20 protein-coding genes are annotated in these 17953 nt (G+C 53.5%); 8 read left to right on the forward strand and 12 right to left on the reverse strand.

From position 1 onward, the window contains the following. Positions 1–59: 59 nt before the first annotated feature. Together ACYJL1_RS15275 and ACYJL1_RS15280 are read right to left on the reverse strand one after the other, a co-directional pair. Entirely contained in the window at positions 60–1853 is a 1794-nt protein-coding gene (locus ACYJL1_RS15275) for a tetratricopeptide repeat protein (protein WP_460896174.1), read from the reverse strand. A gap of 138 nt (positions 1854–1991) precedes the next feature. Next, entirely contained in the window at positions 1992–3008 is a 1017-nt protein-coding gene (locus ACYJL1_RS15280; protein ID WP_460896175.1) for a polyprenyl synthetase family protein, read from the reverse strand. A gap of 258 nt (positions 3009–3266) precedes the next feature. Between ACYJL1_RS15280 and ACYJL1_RS15285 the strand changes: the two genes are divergently transcribed. The 6 genes from ACYJL1_RS15285 (at position 3267) to moaB (ending at position 6903) form a co-directional block, all read left to right on the forward strand. Continuing rightward, a complete protein-coding gene (locus tag ACYJL1_RS15285; protein WP_040854800.1) occupies positions 3267–3488 on the forward strand; it encodes a putative signal transducing protein in 222 nt (73 codons plus the stop codon). 3 nt (positions 3489–3491) lie between these two features. Beyond that, positions 3492–4265, forward strand: a complete 774-nt coding sequence (locus tag ACYJL1_RS15290; RefSeq protein WP_460896176.1) for a tRNA1(Val) (adenine(37)-N6)-methyltransferase — start codon at positions 3492–3494, stop codon at positions 4263–4265. 72 nt (positions 4266–4337) lie between these two features. Continuing rightward, complete coding sequence (locus ACYJL1_RS15295; RefSeq protein ID WP_460896177.1) at positions 4338–5195, forward strand: S49 family peptidase; 858 nt, start codon at positions 4338–4340, stop codon at positions 5193–5195. Between the two features lie 81 nt (positions 5196–5276). Further along, positions 5277–5462: a hypothetical protein gene (locus tag ACYJL1_RS15300; RefSeq protein WP_460896178.1), complete on the forward strand. Its 186-nt coding sequence runs from the start codon at positions 5277–5279 to the stop codon at positions 5460–5462. Between the two features lie 5 nt (positions 5463–5467). Beyond that, positions 5468–6352 (forward strand): 4-(cytidine 5'-diphospho)-2-C-methyl-D-erythritol kinase, encoded by an 885-nt coding sequence (locus ACYJL1_RS15305; RefSeq protein WP_460896179.1) that lies wholly within the window; start codon positions 5468–5470, stop codon positions 6350–6352. Between the two features lie 2 nt (positions 6353–6354). Then, on the forward strand, positions 6355–6903 hold the full coding sequence (moaB, locus tag ACYJL1_RS15310) for a molybdenum cofactor biosynthesis protein B (RefSeq protein WP_460896180.1): 549 nt from the start codon (positions 6355–6357) through the stop codon (positions 6901–6903). A gap of 1 nt (position 6904) precedes the next feature. Here the strand turns inward: moaB and ACYJL1_RS15315 are convergent, their stop codons facing one another. Then, positions 6905–7441 carry a glycosyltransferase family 2 protein gene (locus ACYJL1_RS15315; protein WP_460896181.1) on the reverse strand — a complete coding sequence of 179 codons (537 nt, stop codon included), beginning with the start codon at positions 7439–7441 and terminating at the stop codon, positions 6905–6907. A gap of 101 nt (positions 7442–7542) precedes the next feature. Here ACYJL1_RS15315 and ACYJL1_RS15320 point away from each other — a divergent pair, with 101 nt between their 5' ends. After that, on the forward strand, positions 7543–8700 hold the full coding sequence (locus ACYJL1_RS15320; protein ID WP_460896182.1) for a PA0069 family radical SAM protein: 1158 nt from the start codon (positions 7543–7545) through the stop codon (positions 8698–8700). 118 nt (positions 8701–8818) lie between these two features. Then, a complete protein-coding gene (locus ACYJL1_RS15325) occupies positions 8819–9478 on the forward strand; it encodes a ribonuclease HII (protein WP_460898063.1) in 660 nt (219 codons plus the stop codon). A gap of 324 nt (positions 9479–9802) precedes the next feature. On the opposite strand, the gene ACYJL1_RS15330 is transcribed toward ACYJL1_RS15325, so the two are convergent. From ACYJL1_RS15330 to ACYJL1_RS15370, 9 genes are all read right to left on the reverse strand, one after another. Continuing rightward, a complete protein-coding gene (locus tag ACYJL1_RS15330) occupies positions 9803–10282 on the reverse strand; it encodes a F0F1 ATP synthase subunit B (RefSeq protein ID WP_460898064.1) in 480 nt (159 codons plus the stop codon). Between the two features lie 17 nt (positions 10283–10299). Continuing rightward, on the reverse strand, positions 10300–10950 hold the full coding sequence (locus ACYJL1_RS15335; RefSeq protein WP_460896183.1) for a F0F1 ATP synthase subunit B: 651 nt from the start codon (positions 10948–10950) through the stop codon (positions 10300–10302). An 84-nt stretch (positions 10951–11034) separates the two neighbouring features. Continuing rightward, positions 11035–11262, reverse strand: a complete 228-nt coding sequence (locus ACYJL1_RS15340; protein ID WP_008125314.1) for a F0F1 ATP synthase subunit C — start codon at positions 11260–11262, stop codon at positions 11035–11037. A gap of 67 nt (positions 11263–11329) precedes the next feature. Then, positions 11330–12082 (reverse strand): F0F1 ATP synthase subunit A, encoded by a 753-nt coding sequence (locus ACYJL1_RS15345; RefSeq protein ID WP_460896184.1) that lies wholly within the window; start codon positions 12080–12082, stop codon positions 11330–11332. A gap of 48 nt (positions 12083–12130) precedes the next feature. Beyond that, positions 12131–12541, reverse strand: coding sequence for an AtpZ/AtpI family protein (locus ACYJL1_RS15350; RefSeq protein WP_460896185.1), 411 nt, complete (start codon positions 12539–12541; stop codon positions 12131–12133). A 402-nt stretch (positions 12542–12943) separates the two neighbouring features. Further along, positions 12944–13897 carry a bifunctional helix-turn-helix transcriptional regulator/GNAT family N-acetyltransferase gene (locus ACYJL1_RS15355; RefSeq protein ID WP_460896186.1) on the reverse strand — a complete coding sequence of 318 codons (954 nt, stop codon included), beginning with the start codon at positions 13895–13897 and terminating at the stop codon, positions 12944–12946. 436 nt (positions 13898–14333) lie between these two features. Next, the gene (locus ACYJL1_RS15360) at positions 14334–15443 is read right to left on the reverse strand and encodes a cell wall hydrolase (protein ID WP_460898065.1); all 1110 of its coding nucleotides are present in this window, start codon (positions 15441–15443) and stop codon (positions 14334–14336) included. Between the two features lie 254 nt (positions 15444–15697). Then, on the reverse strand, positions 15698–17173 hold the full coding sequence (gene der, locus ACYJL1_RS15365; protein WP_460896187.1) for a ribosome biogenesis GTPase Der: 1476 nt from the start codon (positions 17171–17173) through the stop codon (positions 15698–15700). A gap of 24 nt (positions 17174–17197) precedes the next feature. After that, a complete protein-coding gene (locus ACYJL1_RS15370; protein WP_460896188.1) occupies positions 17198–17878 on the reverse strand; it encodes a tetratricopeptide repeat protein in 681 nt (226 codons plus the stop codon). Between the last annotated feature and the right edge of the window lie 75 nt (positions 17879–17953).

Here is a 17953-nt window from a genome sequence, read left to right on the forward strand (position 1 = left end):
ATAATAGAGAATGCACCTCCTAGGACGTGCATACTGGCCGGTCAAGTGAAACGAAGAAATCAACCCTTCTTGTCGGGTGCCGGAGCAGGCTCAGCGGGCTTTGGTGTTTCAACGCCGTTCTTCGCAACGCCGGGGTTCTTTTCTTCTGGAAGTCCGTTCTTCAGCTTTTCCTCGATCTTGACCAGATCTTCAGGTTCAGGCTTGGAATCACGCGCATGCGCCCATTGAAAAGTCGCCTCAAGCTTGCGGCCAGCGCGCCAGTAAGCATCACCGAGGTGATCATTGATCGTGGCATCTTCGGCGCGCAGTTTGACAGCCAGTTCAAGCTGAATAACGGCCTCATCGTAACGCCCCAGACGGTAATAGGCCCAGCCCAGTGAATCGACAATATAGCCATCCTGTGGCCTTGCAGCGACGGCTTTCTTGATCAGATCCAACCCCTGCTCCAGCTTGATATTCATATCGATCCACGAATATCCAAGATAGTTCAGGACCTGTGGCTGGTCCGGATAGAGCTCCAGCGCCTTCAGGAAGTTCGGCTCCGCCTTGTCCCATTCCTTCAGCCGCTCGTAGGAAATTCCGCGCTGGTAGAAGATCGTCCAGTCGTTGCGCGTAGGTTGCTTCAAGATCGCGACAGCCTTGTCATAGGTTTCGGCAGCCTGCTTATAGTTTTTATCCTGAGCGTAAATGCTGCCAATCGCGAGATAGGTCCGCATGTCTTCGGGATTGCTTTCAAGCAACACACCCAAATGCTGAATGGCCTCATCATTCCGTTTCAAAACAGCAAGGTTGATTGCAAGCTGCATTTCGGCATCGCGCCTATAGGCAGAATCCTTGGCAATCTTGCCAAAATACTCGATTGCCTTTTCCGGCTGTTCAAGTTTCGCACTCAGGTCGCCTAGTTGATAAAGGGTGGCATCGTGATCGGGACGAAGCGGCAGAGACATTTGCAAATAAAGTTTTGAGAACGCCTCACCACCATTATTATCAATTGCTGTTGCAACGGCGTACAATATTTCAGCCGCCCCCTGTTGCGGCGTCTGGATCAAGGGTTTGACTGTTTTCGCACCGGCAATCTGCTTGCCGTACTCGACAAGCACCATGCGCCCAGACAGAACTTCGTTCGCCTCCTTGACCAGCGTTTCAGCGCCAGCCTTGTCACCATTGCGGATCTTGAACGAAGCATAAGCTTCAACCAGTCGCTCATATGTGTCAGGTGCTGCTGCAATATTAGCCCTGTTGTCCAGAGCGGCTTGGTAGAACGCTGCTGCCTTTTTCTTCTGGCCGGCCATATCGGCAATCAGCGCAGAACTATAGGCCTTGAAAAGCGTAAAGCCTTCCGGGCCCTTCAACTTGTCGATCATCGCCAAGGCCTCATTGGGCTTGCCGGCACCGGCTTTAGCGAAAGCTGCAATCAGTCCAGTCACCATCCTGTCCAGATCGGACTGGAGCGACAACATCATCAATGTCTCAACTTGTCGGTATTGCTTTTTGTTGAGAGCATCAATTCCAAGCGCCAAACGCGAAAAGCGCTCTATTTCCGGCACCGCCTTCAGCTGGGCAGCAAGCGGCAAGGCGTCCTTGAACTGGCCATTTGTCAAAAGGACAAGAAGAAGACTCTGGCGCAGCTCCGTATTCTTTGGATCATAGGTCAACGCCTGCCGGTAAAAAGCTATGGCACTGTCAAAATCATTGTCGCGTTCGGCAGTGCGGGCCGAAAGAAAGGCACCCGACAAGTTTCCGGTATTGATGACTGGCGTCTTCGTCGTGTTAGCGGCACCGGGGATCACACCACCCATTATGGCAGCCAGTGTAACTCCTGCAATGGAGCCGAGTATCTTACTGCGCTGCATAAAAAATTCCCTCTTTACTGGCTAAACTTGGAACGATACTGCGAATCCTCAAGGAAACCATGGCCTTTTTACGGTTTCAGCTCAAGTTTCCCAAAGACTTGTGTCTTGAGCCAGTTGATAGCCTCGATCCATCAGCCCTCAATTTACCCGGCTGATGCAGAAATCGATGACCTCGAGCAAGGCATCTTTCTGTGGTGAATGGTCCAATGGAGCCAGCGCATCACGGGCTATTCCTCCAAAGTGCCTTGCACGCTGGATCGTATCACTCAATGCCCCATAACGCGTCATCAGGCCCTTGGCCTTTTCCAGGCCCTTATCGTCATTCGCGCCGTTTTCGAGCGCTTCCTTCCAGAATTGACGCTCTTCCGAGCTTCCCCGGCGATAGGTCAGGACAACAGGAAGCGTGATCTTGCCCTCGCGGAAATCATCGCCGGTGTTCTTGCCAAGATCTTTGGCATTGCCACCATAATCCAGCGCATCATCGACAAGTTGAAAGGCAAGACCGAGATTGAGGCCGTAAGAACGCAATGCCTGCCGATCAGTCTTCGATGCAGAAGCTATAATCGGCCCGACTTCTGCCGCCGCAGAGAAGAGCGCCGCAGTCTTCGCCTTGATAACGGCCAGATATTCATCCTCGGTGGTTTCAAGGTTTTTTGCCGCCGAAAGTTGCATCACTTCACCCTCAGCAATGACTGATGCTGAGGTAGCGAGCACATCCAATGCTTCCAGCGAACCGACCTCGACCATCATCTTGAACGCTTGGCCCAGAAGAAAATCGCCAACCAGAACGCTTGCCTGATTGCCCCAGATCATACGCGCAGTGCTCTTTCCGCGGCGCAGATCACTCTCATCAACCACGTCGTCATGGAGGAGCGTCGCGGTGTGCATGAATTCAACGCTGGTTGCCAGCTTCACATGACCATCGCCCTCATAGCCGAACATGCGCGCGGCGGCGAGTGTGATCATTGGGCGCAAACGCTTGCCACCTGAGGAGATCAGGTGATTGGCGACTTCCGGAATCATTTCAACGTCAGATCCTGCTTTCGACAAAATCAGTTCGTTGACTCGTCCCATATCTGCCTTGGTCAAATCGACAAGGGGCTGAACCGAACCAGAACTGTTTTTCTTATCTTCAAGACTGACAACAACGCCCAAAATGAAACTCCTACTGTCCTGACCCTGCGCCCAATTCCGAGGACCAAATTCGATCTCCAGAAAGGATTGCGGGTCAAATCAAAATGTCACTACGCCCGGTAAAACCTTGCAAGATACGTGGCGTTGCAATGCGGCGACACCTTATTTTGACTGCCTATAACCCGCAAGCGGCGAATTGGCGCGCAGAATTGGTGCAGGCCACAAATTCGTGATAAAGCCAGTGTCCTTTTCTCCATTCCTCTTTAAACGGTAGTACCGATGATTGAAATAATGCGCCTCAATGACCCTGTTCTTATTTCTTTCGTCGAATCATTGCTGAAAGATGCTCAGATCAAATATTTTATCGCTGATGCCAATATGAGTGTCCTCGAAGGTTCGCTTGGCGTTCTCGCGCGGCGCGTCATGGTTGATTCAGAGTTTGAAAAAGAGGCGCGCCAATTGCTGATCGATGCGGGAATTGAGCAGGAGCTTCGCGGCTAATCCATGCCTCTTCTGGACATTCCTCATACAATCGATGCATTCCATCGCGGTCGTTTCCACCTTATCCAGCCATCTGCGAAAGGTCATCGCTCTGGCGTTGATGCCATGATGCTGGCAAGTGTGGTGCCCAATGAGTTTAGCGGTCGCATTGCTGATCTTGGTGCTGGAGCCGGGGCTGCCGGGCTTGCGGTTCTTTCCCGCTGCAACCAAGCCACTGCAACCCTCATCGAGCGATCCGAGGTCATGGTGGAGTGTGCACGCTTGTCTTTGGCTTTGCCGGAAAACCATATGTTCTCCGGCCAGTGCGACATTATTGAAGCTGATGTCACATCAACGGCCAAAGCGCGGCTAGCTTCCGGGATTCAAGATAACGCCTTTGACTTTGCCATCATGAATCCGCCCTTCAACGAGGCGAAGGACCGCGCCACACCGGATGACTTGAAGGCGGAAGCCCATGTCATGACAGATGGCATGCTGGAAAAATGGGTCAAAACGGCTGCTGCCATCATCAAACCCGGCGGCTCACTCGCAATCATCGCCCGGCCAGCGTCCTTGTTTGAATTGCTCACCGCATTGCAAAGGCGCTTTGGCGGTCTGATCATCGTACCTGTCCAGCCCAGACCTCAAGAGGCCGCGATCAGGATCATCATCAAAGGGGTAAAGGGCAGCCGCGCGGGGCTGACATTCTATCCCGCCTTGGTCATGCACCATGAAACCGGCAATGATTTCACCGAACGCGCCATAGCAATTAACAACGGAGTCTCTTCGCTGTTTTAAACTTTGGTACCATTGCGCTTTTCTCCGCACCGCTTACATGGTCGTGAGACGAGTACCTTAAAGGAGACCCGCTTGGCTCGATTTATTCGGAAGTTATTGCCCCGCCGTTGGCGCCCAGACCATATCGAGATCCCGGTGGTGCGTTTGCATGGCGCGATCCTGTCAGGCAACAGCCGCTTTCGCAACGACCTTTCTCTCAGTTCCACAGCCGGCATGCTGGAAGAAGCCTTTGGCGATAAAGATGCTCCAGCTGTTGCAATATCGATCAATTCTCCCGGCGGCTCGCCTGTTCAATCGCGGCTGATCTACCGGCGTATCCGCGACCTTGCCATTGAAAAAAACAAAAAGGTTTACGTTTTCGTTGAGGATGTTGCTGCATCTGGTGGTTACATGATTGCTGTTGCCGGTGACGAGATCATCGCCGACCCATCATCTATCGTCGGTTCAATCGGCGTTGTTTCCGCAAGCTTCGGCTTCACGGAACTTATCAAGAAGATCGGCGTCGAGCGACGCGTTTATACAGCTGGGTCGAACAAAGCCACGCTCGACCCTTTCAAGCCGGAAAACAAGCAGGATATCGAGCATCTAAAAGCGCTCCAGTTGGAAATTCACGAGACCTTTATCAATCTGGTGAAAGAGCGGCGCGGCGAAAAGCTCAGTGACAATCCTGACCTGTTCACGGGCCTGTTCTGGACCGGAACACGCGGACTGGAACTTGGACTCATCGACGGGCTTGGCGATATGCGCTCGTATTTGCAGTCGCTATATGGCCCCAAGACCAAGATGAAACTCATTTCGCAGCCACGCGGGCTGTTTGGGCGCAAACTCCCTTCTGCCGAGATCCGGTTTGGTGGGATAGGTGCCGGACTTGCCGAAGGCGTTGTCAATGCCGCAGAAGAACGGGCACTTTGGTCACGTTTCGGCCTTTAGACTGGTGTGTTTTGGCAAGTAGGAAGTGCCGTGTTATAATTGCTGAAATGTTGGCGCTTGCAGTATTCGAGGTTTAGGACGATGCCACAACTGATCTTTTTCCTGCTTGTCGGCATCGCCGCCTATTATGGCTATCGTTCGTTCAAACGCGAAGCACAGCGTGTATCCAAACGCGTTCGTGAGGCGGAAAAAGAAGTCCAGAATCGCTCTCAAGGCACCTTGGTTCAGGACCCGGAAACTGGCGAATATCGTGTGCGTAAAGACTGACGGAAATGCTCGACAGCCTTGAGCAAACGATCAGCCTGACTGCGCCTGCCAAGATCAATCTGGCGCTTCATGTAACTGGCCGACGGAATGATGGATATCATCTCCTGGACAGCCTTGTCGTGTTTGCAAATTTTGGTGACCGGATAAGTGTCGCACGCAGCAGAGTGGATTCATTTCGTGTAACGGGGCCTTATGGTCATTCCGTACCTGCCGACGCGTCCAACCTTGTTTTAAAAGCGCGAGACCGGTTGCGTGCAGAATTTCCGGACCAAGCTTTCCCTGTTTCAGTCGATCTGGAAAAACACTTGCCAATTGCCTCTGGCATTGGCGGCGGGTCCAGCGATGCCGCTTCAACCTTGAGGGCGCTGGTCTCTCTTTGGAACGTCAATCTTGATCCTGTCGATCTCAATAATATTGGGTTGGCACTTGGCGCGGATTTGCCCATGTGCCTGCATGGAAGGCCCTTGATTGCCCGCGGTATCGGCGAAGAACTGGAGGCGGTCACAGCCATCCCGCGCCTGCCAATGGTTCTGGTCAACAACGGCACCGCCGTCTCGACGCCACAGGTCTTCGGAGCCTTGAAAAAGCAAGACAATCCTGGATTGCCCACCTTGCCAAGATTCGGGAGCGTGAACGATGTCTGCGCCTATCTTGAACAGACAGAAAATCATCTATATGCGGCCACAGTCGAACTGCTTCCCATTATTGGCGACACGATGGATGCGCTGTGTTCCACGTCTCCGCGTCTGGCGCGCATGTCTGGATCGGGAGCCACCTGTTTTGCGATTTATGATAGCGATGAGGCGGCCTTTGCTGCTGCATCGCAGCTGCGCAACGCTTATCCATCGTGGTTTGTGATAAACACGCATAGCGGCGAAGGAGGAAGCTGATCTTGTCCGAGAATTCACCACGCGCATTCGTTCCGGTCAAAATCGCAGTTCTTACCGTGTCTGACACGCGTACGCTCGATGATGATAAATCAGGCAAGACACTTGCTGAACGCATCGCTCTCGCAGGCCACATATTGGCGGCCAGAGACATCGTAACCGATGATGTTGCAAAAATTCGCGAGCGCGTCATTTCCTGGTCAAAGGATGAACAGATCGATGTCATCATCACCACAGGCGGCACCGGCTTTACCGGACGCGATGTGACACCGGAAGCGCTTGAACCAATATTCGAAAAGCGGATGGACGGATTTTCCGAGGTTTTTCACAGGATTTCCTATGATAAAATCGGCACGTCCACGATTCAATCGCGCGCGACGGGCGGCGTTGTAAACGCCACCTTTGTGTTCGCATTGCCGGGCTCCCCAGGCGCTTGCAAGGATGCCTGGGACCATATTCTCCAATATCAGCTCGATTATCGTCACATGCCCTGCAACTTTGTCGAGATCATGCCACGCCTCAATGAGCATTTGAGACGCAGTAGCAAGGGCTAAACTAAGCTGTTGGGATGATTTCTGCGCGCAAGCGCTTCATCGCCAATCCGCGCGCCAAATCGGCTGCCTTCTTTTCCGGCTTTAATAATGCCATTGCCTGACGTTTGGAGATCAGCAGGCCGTCGGCAATGGGGCTGCGTTTCGAAAAAATCCGGTTAAGCAAAGGCTTGCGGTGAGCATGGGAGCAGGTGAAACAGGCCGGACCTTGCGCCCGCTCTACATGCACGGCGACCGGCTCAATCCATCCATCGAGCAATCTCGCGCCGGGTTCCACCAGCAAAAACCATTCACTGCGCGCCCGCCGGAATCCGTCGATCAATGTTTGATCCTGCAGAAAGATACAACCAGCCGCATCGGCAACACGATGAGTCTGATCCGATGATCCATAATCGACAATAATCACATCACTGAGCAGCCCCTCGACAGCTCCACCTACCAGCCCGGCAAGGGTTCTGGCCAATAATTCGTCTGAGTTACGGGTTTCAATCAGGACGGAAATCATACTTAGCCAATATATCAATGTGACTATAATTTCCATCCATCCTTTTGTCTAAATTGTTCTTGCTTTGTTCTCATTATTTGATAGGAATAGATTCAGGCTCGAAGCCATCAACGAATCGGTTTTGCCTGGCAGGGAGAATGCAGATGAACATTGTAGTGCAGGCGGATAAGATCGCTTTCGGAAGTGGCCGGGCACAGCATGCCAACGCATTGATCGAAAATGCTGGCTTGCGGATAGACGGTGAGCGCAGACGCGGGCGCGGCGCGGGTATGAATCCAACTGGCCGTTTTGAAGCTGAAAGCCGCCACGTCTATGATGATGGTTGGGAAACAATTGAAGATCTCCCGCCATTCAAGACTGAGGTACAACTTGAAAAGCCCCGGACAATCATCACACGCAATGACTCGCCGGATATAAGTTTCGACAGGTCAATCAACCCTTATCGCGGTTGCGAGCATGGTTGCATCTATTGCTTTGCCCGCCCGACACACAGCTATATGGGATTGTCTGCCGGACTTGATTTTGAATCAAAACTCTTTGCCAAGCCTGATGCAGCAAAGATGCTGGACAGGGAATTGTCCAAGCCAGGTTATACTGCAAAGACAATCGCCATCGGCACAAATACCGATCCCTATCAGCCCATTGAGAAGAAATGGCGTATCATGCGCGATATTCTGCAGGTGCTGGAGGCGCATCAACATCCCGTTGGAATCGTTACAAAATCTGCGTTGGTTATGCGGGATCAGGACATTCTGGCGCGCATGGCTGAGAAGGGCCTCGCCAAGGTTTGTCTTTCAGTGACGACACTCGACGGAAAGTTGGCCCGCACCATGGAGCCACGCGCTTCAACGCCTACGCGACGGCTGCAAGCCTTGCGCAGCCTTTCCGATGCGGGAATTCCCGTTGGTGTTATGGTGGCCCCTGTCATTCCCGGGCTGAACGATCACGAGATTGAGCGTATTCTCGACAGTGCCCGTGCCATGGGTGCGCTTGAGGCTGGATATGTTCTGCTTCGGCTGCCACTTGAGGTCAGCCCGCTTTTCAAAGAATGGCTGCTGCGCAACTATCCTGATCGTTACCGGCATGTGCTCTCGCTCGTGCGGTCCATGCGGGATGGCAAGGATTATGACGCCGAATGGGGCAAGCGCATGCGTGGTGAAGGCCCCTATGCCTGGCAAATCGGACGGCGGTTTGAAATTGCTGCCAAGCGGCTTGGAATCAATCTGAATAAAAGGCGTTTGCGGACCGATCTCTTCGCCGCAACACCTGGAAGCGAGCAGTTGTCGCTGTTTTAAACCGACTTCCATCAGGTGCGACCCCCATCCCCGCCTGATGGTAACCTTGGATAGCGACGCCCCATCAGCTATCCAGGGACTTGCAGAGAATCAGGACGAATGCGAGAGTCGCCGCAAGATGTCTCGATCACGTTCTGATTCTCTGCTGCTTTCCCTGCCCGCTGACAAGCCCGACTTTGCCAGTGAAAGGAAGCTTACACGATCCGGTATCCAATTCGTTGCCGGTATCGACGAAGCAGGCAGAGGGCCTTTGGCAGGACCAGTGGTTGCAGCGGCTGTTATTCTTGACCCGAAGAAAATTCCCGACGGCCTTGATGATTCAAAGCGGCTCACGGCAAAGCGGCGCGAAGAACTGTTTGATATTATTACAAAAACAGCACTGGCCTGTTCTATTTCCAGTATCTCTGCACCTGCAATCGATGCAACCAACATATTGAAGGCCGCGCTTGAAGCGATGCGCCGCGCCACACGCGGTCTTGCGATCATTCCTCAGCATGCCCTGATTGATGGTAGGGATGTCGCGCCCGGCCTGCCCTGCCCTGCAACAGCGATGATCAAGGGCGACCAACGCTCTGTGTCAATCGCCGCGGCATCCATACTCGCCAAAGTGACGAGAGACAGGATGATGACCCAGACAGGGCAGTATTATCCGCTCTATGGGCTGGAATCCCACGCGGGTTACGCGACAGAAATCCATCGCAATGCAATGGAAGAGCATGGACCGGTCATTGGTCTGCACCGCTTCAGTTTTTCGCCTTTGAAAGAGCGGCAGGCCTAGAGTATCCGTTTTGATCAAGCGTTCTTTTGGTTCCATTTAAACCAAAGCCACAGAATGCTCGAACTTCTTGTTTCAAGCAATTTCAAACGCAGAACCGGCTCCCACTTTTGCTGACGTTGCTTTAATTCAATCGCATGCAACCAAACTGCAATCTTCGCTTGCAATTTTTCCGCAAAAATCCCTGTTTTTGCGCTGGTTGTTACGATTTTTAGGTCAGTGTTCAATCATTGCAATGACATTGCATGCCTTCGGGAGATTTTCTTTGAGCAAAAAAGAAAGCCGCCTTTCGGCGGCTTCACTCAATTCATTCGTTCAACCTACTTGTCAGTTCAAACGAGATTTCACTTCCGAAAGCGATGATTTGAAGAGATCGGCAGATGTCTTGGCATCCACCTTATCCGACAAAATCCGGCTGGCGGCGGCAACGGCGATATCCACAGCCGAAGCGCGAACCTCATTGACCGCCTCAACTTCTGCCTGAGCGATCTTCTGCTCAGCCAGCTTATTACGGCGGGCAACATAATCTTCAGTTTTCTTCTTGGCTTCCTCGAGAAGGCCCTGTGCTTCACGCTGCGCTATGGCAACGATTTCACCAGCTTCCTTTTCAGCTTCCTTGCGCTTGCGCTGATACTCAGCCAGCAGCGACTGCGCTTCTTCACGCAGGCGGCGGGCTTCTTCAAGCTCATCGCGAATCTTGTCCGCACGAGCATCAAGGGACTTGCCGACGACACCAGGAACCTTCAGATAGACAATAATCGCCAGGAAGATGATGAGGCCGACGAGAGAATAGAATGTTGCATCCAATTGCATGACGATTCTCCTTAGCCGCGCACTGCTTTGACAGCAGCGGAGATTGCGGGCTTGTCGACGGCACCGCCAAACAGCTTCTTGACGATTTCAGCAGCCGTATCTTCCGCAATGGAGCCGACTTCTTGCATAGCCTTGTTCTTGATGGTGGCAATGCTGGCTTCAGCGTCACTCAGCTTCTTTTCAAGAGCTGCGGAAATCTCGGCCTGCTCAGCGTCGGCTTTCGCCTTTGCCTGATCACGGGCTTCCTGCGCAATTGCGCCGGCCTTATTCTTGGCGTCGGCGAGTTCCTGCGTATAGGCAGCAAGGGCCTCGTCAGACTCCTGTTTCATCCGCGCTGCCTGATCCAGATCAGTAGCGATACGATCACGCCTCGTTTCGATGATACCACCGATACGCGGGAGAACCACGCGGGACAGGAAGACATAGAAAACTGCAAATGTGATCGCCAACCAAAGAAGCTGTGAAGCAAAATGGTTGGAATCAAAGGGAGGGAACACGGCTTTGACATGACCGGTTTCCGAATGCGTTCCCGCTGTCGGATCTGCGGGAGCATGCGCATCAGGCACTGCTCCAGGCGCAACCGTTTCGGTTTGGGCCGGCGCTTCGCTCTGCGCGACTATTGTATCTGTTGTGGATGCGGCGTTAGCCGAAGACACGAACATGCGTTGTCCCCTTGATTGAACTTCAAATCATACTGGCTGCGCTGGTCTCATTTCGACCGACGCAGCCAATATCGTAAGCCGTTATTATACAGCGAAGAGAAGCAGAAGAGCGATGAGCAGCGAGAAGATGCCCAGAGCTTCAGTAACGGCGAAGCCGAATACCAGACGGCCGAACTGGCCATCAGCTGCGGATGGGTTGCGCAATGCACCGGAAAGATAGCTGCCGAAAATGTTGCCAAGGCCGAGGGCCGTGCCGGCCATACCAAAACAAGCCAGACCTGCGCCGATGTACTTTGCTGCTACGGGATCCATATTAAACTCCTTGAGGGTAGATCGTTAGAATAGATTTACGTTTGGCGGACATCCGCCGGTGAACTGTTTAGTGACCGCCGGGATGAACTGCGTCGTTCAGATACATGCAGGTAAGCACGGTGAAGACGTAGGCCTGAAGGAAAGCCACCAGGAATTCCAGACCCGTCAATGCGACAGTCATGGCCAACGGCAAAATTGCGCCGCCAATTCCCACCGCGCCGAATGCGCTGAGGGAAGCCACAAAGCCGGCAAACACCTTCAGTGTAATGTGGCCAGCAAGCATGTTGGCGAACAAACGAACCGAAAGACTGATCGGACGGGAAAGGAAAGAGATAATTTCGATGGGAACAACGAGCAGCAAGAGCGGCCCGGGCACGCCGGAGGGCACAAAGACCCCAAGGAACTTGAAACCGTGCTTGGCAAAGCCATAAACGAGCACTGTTCCGATAACCAGAACCGCAAGCGCAAAGGTCACGATGATCTGGCTGGTAATGGTGAAGAAGTATGGGAACATGCCGAGCATATTGGCAACAAGCACAAACATGAACAGCGAAAACACCATCGGAAAAAACTTCATTCCCGCACTGCCGGCTGATTCGCGCAATGTCGATGCGACGAACTCGTAGGCCATTTCCGAAACCGACTGAAGGCGAGTCGGAATGAGGCCGCGATTTGACGAGGTGAGATAAAGAAATGCCGACGCAACAGCAACAGTGGCAACCATGAAGGCAGAGGAGTTGGTGAAGGACAGATCAACGCCGCCCACCTGCAAGGGAACCCATTGCGCGATGTGGAATTGATGAATCGGATCGTTAGCCACTATTACCTCGTCTCTAATTCTGTTCTCACGAACGGCGCTCGATGAGCCCTATTCCGGTTTTTCATGGTCAGACTTTTTAGTAAAGTCTACCCCATTATTTTCCGCCACATGCCCTGCAGAGCGCAGGATATTCAGCGTTCCAGCACAAAAGCCCAGAAGGAGCAGAATGATAAGCCCCCACGGCGATGTACCCAAAAATCGGTCAGCTAACCAGCCCAACCCCGCACCAACCAGAACACCGGCGATAAACTCGCTCGACAGTTTCATGGCCTGCGCGACACCGGAGGCGGTTTCCGTCCCCTTGTCATGCGAACCGGCTTTGCGGCCTGCCCCCCTGGAAACAAGCTTTGCTTCCAGATTGCGGCGCCGAAGCTCCAGCTCTTCCGAAGTTAGTCCCCTGCCAGCATCCGGCGTGTCACCGACAGAACCTGACTTATCGGGATCGTTACCCGTTGCCAATGGCATGTCCTTTACACACTGAATGCGAGGCTTCATCCCCGCTTCGAAGTCGCGCGCAACATATTGTTCTGATCCTCGCTAGTCAAGGCGAAGAGTCATGACTCTCCAAGGTAATTTTTTCACTAGAATTCAATACCTTAGGCAAATATGACTTTCCCGCTCACCACTAAGCGTCAATTTTGCACGCGAATCTTGCGATTGGCTGCCGATATAGATTGCGTAATTCAGCTCTTTGGGACGTTGCGGGTTTTGGTTTTCAGAAGGTGCTGAAGCCAGCAACCGGAAAATTTGCCCTTAGCCAGCACCAGAAGCGTCGCAGCAAGTGCCTGACGAGTTTCGCCCGTCGCCTTCGAGCCACTGGTGCAGACTGTCACTGCTCCAATGGTTCCAGGCGGCCAATGGCTAGGCCCCGATGATTTTGCGTGTAAAACGCTGTTCAAGCACCTCTTTGCCCCATTGCTGGCCGGGCTTTTCCTCAGTCAGAATAAATCCGTGCGCCTCATAAAGTCGCCGGGCGGCGTCCAATCCCTTGAATGTCCAAAGCTGGATTTCCGAAAACTTTCGTTCGATGCAGAACGAAATCGCTTCATCGAGCAACCGCCTACCGATGCCGGCGCCGCGATAACCATCTTCCATGATGAACCAGCGTAAGTGCGCCACATTCTTTCCGAGATCTTCGCCGTCAATTGCCACTGTGCCGACGATCTTTTCCGCATCTATCGCCGCCCATATCTGATTGACAGGCCGCTCCAACCGCCCCGAAAATTCAGCAATTCCCGCAGCCACCTTGCCTTCAAAAAAATGGCCGAAACCATTGGTTCTTGCATAATAGCGGCCATGCATCTCGGCACACCGTCCGATAATACCGGGCTGATATCCACTTTGGATGGATATTGCTGGTGATGACTGTGGCGCCTTGCCTGCGCGCCGTTGCTCCAGCGCATTGGCATAGGCTGAAAGCCCATCACGCACCTTTTCCTGCACAGCCGCCGAGTGATCACTGAGCGCAGAAGACACGACATCATCAGCAAAGGCATTGATTGCAGCGAGCGTGTGGTGACCCTTGCTTGTCAAGGAAAGTACTTTGGAGCGGGCGTCCTGTCCGTTCGGCTCTTCGGTCAACTCGCCCGACAGGACGAGCTTACGCATCATGCGGCTGACACTGGATTTTTCAAGGTCGAGTACGGCGCATAATTCGGCAGCGGTCAGCGCTCCATTTTTGCCAATCTCGATGAGAGCGTGAACCGAGGACGGAGCAAGGTCTGTTCCTGCAAGAGTTGGCCGCATAAAGCCCAGTTCGCGAACAATCCGCCGCGATGCATCACGTATGGGAGCGGTATCTGGCAACTTTCTCATATAAATACCCCTCAATATAGTTGCATGATACAACTATACGCCTTCATAATTGACTTGTAAATGGCTATGCAAAAGCACAGCCGGCATGGGCTCATGGCGATTCAACCCCACGTTTCTTGCGGGTTGCAGGGTTTCAAAGAATAGACTGAGACGATTTCAAATGAGAATTTGAGAGCGGAAGCAGCAGGCACCGAGCCAGCCGGTGCATCGGAGAAGATTGGCCTCTCCGACCTTGGCAAAGGCCTTGCTCTCAAAACTGGAGGTGAATCTATGTGGTACAAACCATTTAGCTTCACTCTCACTATAAGAAAAACCCGGACGAGCTGGTCATGGACCGTCCGGGTCTATTTCGGCAAGTGAGAAACGGGGGATGGGCGAAAGCTCATCCTCCACTCCAGAAACAAATATAGCAGTTTTCCCCAGTTTTCCAAGCGGTCTAAATCCAGCCGCCGCCATAAGTGCGGTAGAAGATGTGCTGACCGATTTTATCGATACGCTTCATCGTACGCGCCCAGTTCGCCCGTACATAGGTCGCATGATAATGGGTTGCCGAGCCAATTTCCGGCAGGAATATCCGGCCCGACGTGACAGCCATGGCGATTTCCTGCGCGACTTTCCATTGCTTTGGTTCGGTCACACGCAATTTGCGGCCTTCGCAGGCAAATGAGAACTGGCAGCGGTTGATCCAGTCATCATTCTGATAGACGACATTGCAGATGGTTTTCGGATAGGCGGGATTGCGGACGCGATTGAGGATAACCTGTGCCACTGCGGCCTGCCCTTTTATGCTCTCGCTTCTCGCCTCGAAATAAATGCCAGTCGCCAGGCACTTCTGTTCCGCAGCCGTGAAGACGACGGGAGGCAAAGGCGTTGCCAGCCAATCATGATCACCTTTTCCAAGCTGAGGCACGAAGCGCCCCGCCTGCTTCGGTTCAGCAAGGATGGAATCAAAAGGTGAGGTTTTCGAATAATCGGGAGCAGCGGGCGCATAACCAAGGGCCAAAACATCTGGCTGATCATTGTTAATCAGGCCAGCAAGCATCGGAGCGTCGGGCTCGATTTTCTCAGGAACACGACTGTGGAACGCCAGAGCAATCTCGATTTCCTTGCCCGCGATTTTTGGCTTGGCAAAAGCCATATCGACTTCAATACCATGGGTTGGCCGGATGATCATGCTTTGACGCTGCAATATTGATCCGGCACTGAAAGCTTTTGGAGGGGCTTTCTTGCTGATCGAAACGATACGCCCCTGTTTTTCCGCCCGGTTGATGCGTGCCTCGTCGGGCGTGGCGCCCGAAGCCTTGCCCGAGCCATTGATGGCCACAGGGCCTATTCCCGGCGCATTGGTACCACTGGCAGGAATGGAGCCGGTCGCTATTCTGTCCACAAAGGACATATTGGCCTTTTGTACCGAGCCAGCGGGGGATTTTTCCAGATAGGAAGACCAACGGCCCTGCCCCGATTCGGAGCCGGAGAGCAGGCTCGCCATGTCCTGATAAGCAACCACGGTCGGGGACAGCAGATAGATCGCTGCACCTATCAGGATTGGGCCACAATATTTACGATTTGCCTGTTTTGAAAATGGCTGGCCCTTGCGGCGGGAGCCGGAATCCCGCAAAACCTGATAGAAACGCACGCCGATACCCCACACTCACGACCGAACACTATTGGCCATGAAAATGAAGCATTAACCTTGATGGAGAGTTAACGAGGGGACGCTGCCGTGATTTGCATTAAAGTTTTCGCGGTTCGACAAGCGCCCTCATGGTGAGCTTGTCGAACCGCACAAAATCAACGGACTTAACGCTTCTTCTTTGCGCGGCCCGCAAATGGATTATCCGAAGTGCGCAGCACAAGCCGGATAGGCACGCCGTGAATATCGAAAGTTTCACGAATACCATTGGCAAGATAGCGGACATAGGAAGTCGGGAACGCATCCGGGCGCGAGCATGAAATGACAAAACCCGGCGGGCGTGTCTTTACCTGCGTTATATATTTGATCTTCAGGCGGCGACCCGCGACAGCGGGGGGCGGATGATGGGCAAGAACCCCTTCCAGCCAGCGATTGAGGCGGCCGGTGGAGATACGGCGGTTCCAGATTTCGTCAGTCGAGGCGACAGCGGCCATCAGCTTGTCGATACCTTGATTGCGCTCGCCTGAGATCGGCACAGCGCGAATACCGCGAACCTGCGGCAAAAGCCGCTCAGTCTTTTCACGTAGATCAGCCAGAACCATCTGGCGATTTTCCACCAGATCCCACTTGTTGAAAGCGATGATCGGCGCACGACCCTCGCGAATGATCAGATCGGCAATCTGCAAATCCTGCTTCTCGAAAGGAATGGTCGCATCGAGAACGATGATCACCACTTCGGCAAACCGAATGGCGCGCAGGGCATCACCCACAGAAAGCTTTTCCAGCTTGCCCTGAACGCGCGACTTGCGGCGAAGGCCTGCCGTATCAAAAAGCTTGATCCTGCGGCCATTCCACTCCCAATCAACAGAGATGGAATCACGCGTGATACCGGCTTCCGGACCTGTGAGCAGGCGGTCTTCGCCAAGCATTGTATTGACCAGTGTCGACTTGCCGGCATTTGGACGCCCGACAATGGCGATGCGCAATGGCTTTGTCGAATCATAGCTGGGAATGTCTTCTGCATCCGGATCGTCAATATCATCGCCAATCAGATCATCCATGCCGCGCGGTGTAGCCGGTATGGTTACGGCAACAGAGTCATCTGCATTGGCATCGACAGGCAGATGCTCATCCGGGAAAACCCGTTCTTCGCCCATGGTCTCGACGATGGCATCGCGCAGATCGGGAAAGCCCTGCCCGTGTTCAGCAGAAATCGGGCACGGTTCACCAAGCCCGAGCTGATAGCTGTCATACATGCCGGATTCAGCGCCACGCGCTTCAGCCTTATTGGCAACGAGAATAACCGGCTTGCCGGAACGGCGGACAAGATCGGCAAAGGTTACGTCTGTCGGTGTAACGCCGGCCTTGGCATCGACAAGGAAAAGGATGAGATCGGCTTCACCAATGGCAAGTTCGGTCTGGGCGCGCATGCGGCCTTCCAGCGAATCGGAGGCAACCTCTTCGAGACCCGCCGTGTCGATGACATCGAATTTCAGGTCGTAAAGCTTGGCTGCGTTGACGCGGCGGTCGCGGGTAACGCCGGGAAGATCGTCGACAAGCGCGATCTTCCGGCCAACCAACCGGTTGAACAGCGTAGACTTTCCGACATTCGGACGGCCGATAATTGCAAGGGTAAAGCTCATCGGCTTAACATTCCTAATTCTAAATTAGCCAGCCGCCGCTGCGGGCGTGGCGCCAGTGCTTTTAAGCATGTCCAGCATTGTATCGGCAAACTGACGTATATTGGCAGGTGCCGCCTGATCGTCGGAAATCTGCTTGAAAAGTTTGGTTGCGTCCGCACCACGGCCAGCTTTCCAGGCGGCAAGGCCGAGAGCTTCGCGGGCCGAATGCCGCATCGGATTGCTATCCGATGAGAGCGCTTCAACGCGGCCAGCCACATCATCATAAGAACCTGTATCAACCAGAATGAGCGCGGCGCGCAGCTTGGCCAAATCACGAATAGCCTGCGGCACGGACGTGTCGGCAGAAACCTTGTCGAAGGCTGCAACCGCACCGGCAAGATCACCCTTCTGCGCGATCACACCGGCAGCGCGCATGCGAGCCAACACCGGATAAGCGCCGTAACCGTCTTTTTCAAGCTGATCGAGAGTCTTCAGGGCTTCGTCATTCTTGCCGTCCCGGACAAGGTTGAGCGCTGCCAGAAACTGGTCGCCAGACTTTGAAGCTTCTTTTTCACTCCAGTATTCATAGAAAGCAAAGGCCGCTGTGCCGATAACGATCGCAACCACACCGCCGATCAGCAGCGTGCTATAGCGCGCCCAGAACGCCCGCATCTTGTCGGAGCGCAGTTCTTCATTTACCTCACGGAAAAAGCCGTCGTCAGTCATGGTGCCTCATGAATAGTTATCGCGCGACCGCCAGAGGCAGTCACGCAAGGATTTCATGGGCTTTTAGTCGGAAAC

This window comes from Phyllobacterium sp. K27 (assembly GCF_054796155.1).

Coding starts and splice junctions, on each gene's coding strand:
- ACYJL1_RS15275 (WP_460896174.1), bottom strand. CDS start 1,853: ATGCAGCGCAGTAAGATACTCGGCTCCATTGCAGGAGTTACACTGGCT.
- ACYJL1_RS15285 (WP_040854800.1), top strand. CDS start 3,267: ATGATTGAAATAATGCGCCTCAATGACCCTGTTCTTATTTCTTTCGTC.
- ACYJL1_RS15290 (WP_460896176.1), top strand. CDS start 3,492: ATGCCTCTTCTGGACATTCCTCATACAATCGATGCATTCCATCGCGGT.
- ACYJL1_RS15300 (WP_460896178.1), top strand. CDS start 5,277: ATGCCACAACTGATCTTTTTCCTGCTTGTCGGCATCGCCGCCTATTAT.
- ACYJL1_RS15305 (WP_460896179.1), top strand. CDS start 5,468: ATGCTCGACAGCCTTGAGCAAACGATCAGCCTGACTGCGCCTGCCAAG.
- ACYJL1_RS15315 (WP_460896181.1), bottom strand. CDS start 7,441: ATGGAAATTATAGTCACATTGATATATTGGCTAAGTATGATTTCCGTC.
- ACYJL1_RS15320 (WP_460896182.1), top strand. CDS start 7,543: ATGCAGATGAACATTGTAGTGCAGGCGGATAAGATCGCTTTCGGAAGT.
- ACYJL1_RS15325 (WP_460898063.1), top strand. CDS start 8,819: ATGTCTCGATCACGTTCTGATTCTCTGCTGCTTTCCCTGCCCGCTGAC.
- ACYJL1_RS15335 (WP_460896183.1), bottom strand. CDS start 10,950: ATGTTCGTGTCTTCGGCTAACGCCGCATCCACAACAGATACAATAGTC.
- ACYJL1_RS15340 (WP_008125314.1), bottom strand. CDS start 11,262: ATGGATCCCGTAGCAGCAAAGTACATCGGCGCAGGTCTGGCTTGTTTT.
- ACYJL1_RS15355 (WP_460896186.1), bottom strand. CDS start 13,897: ATGAGAAAGTTGCCAGATACCGCTCCCATACGTGATGCATCGCGGCGG.
- der (WP_460896187.1), bottom strand. CDS start 17,173: ATGAGCTTTACCCTTGCAATTATCGGCCGTCCGAATGTCGGAAAGTCT.
- ACYJL1_RS15370 (WP_460896188.1), bottom strand. CDS start 17,878: ATGACTGACGACGGCTTTTTCCGTGAGGTAAATGAAGAACTGCGCTCC.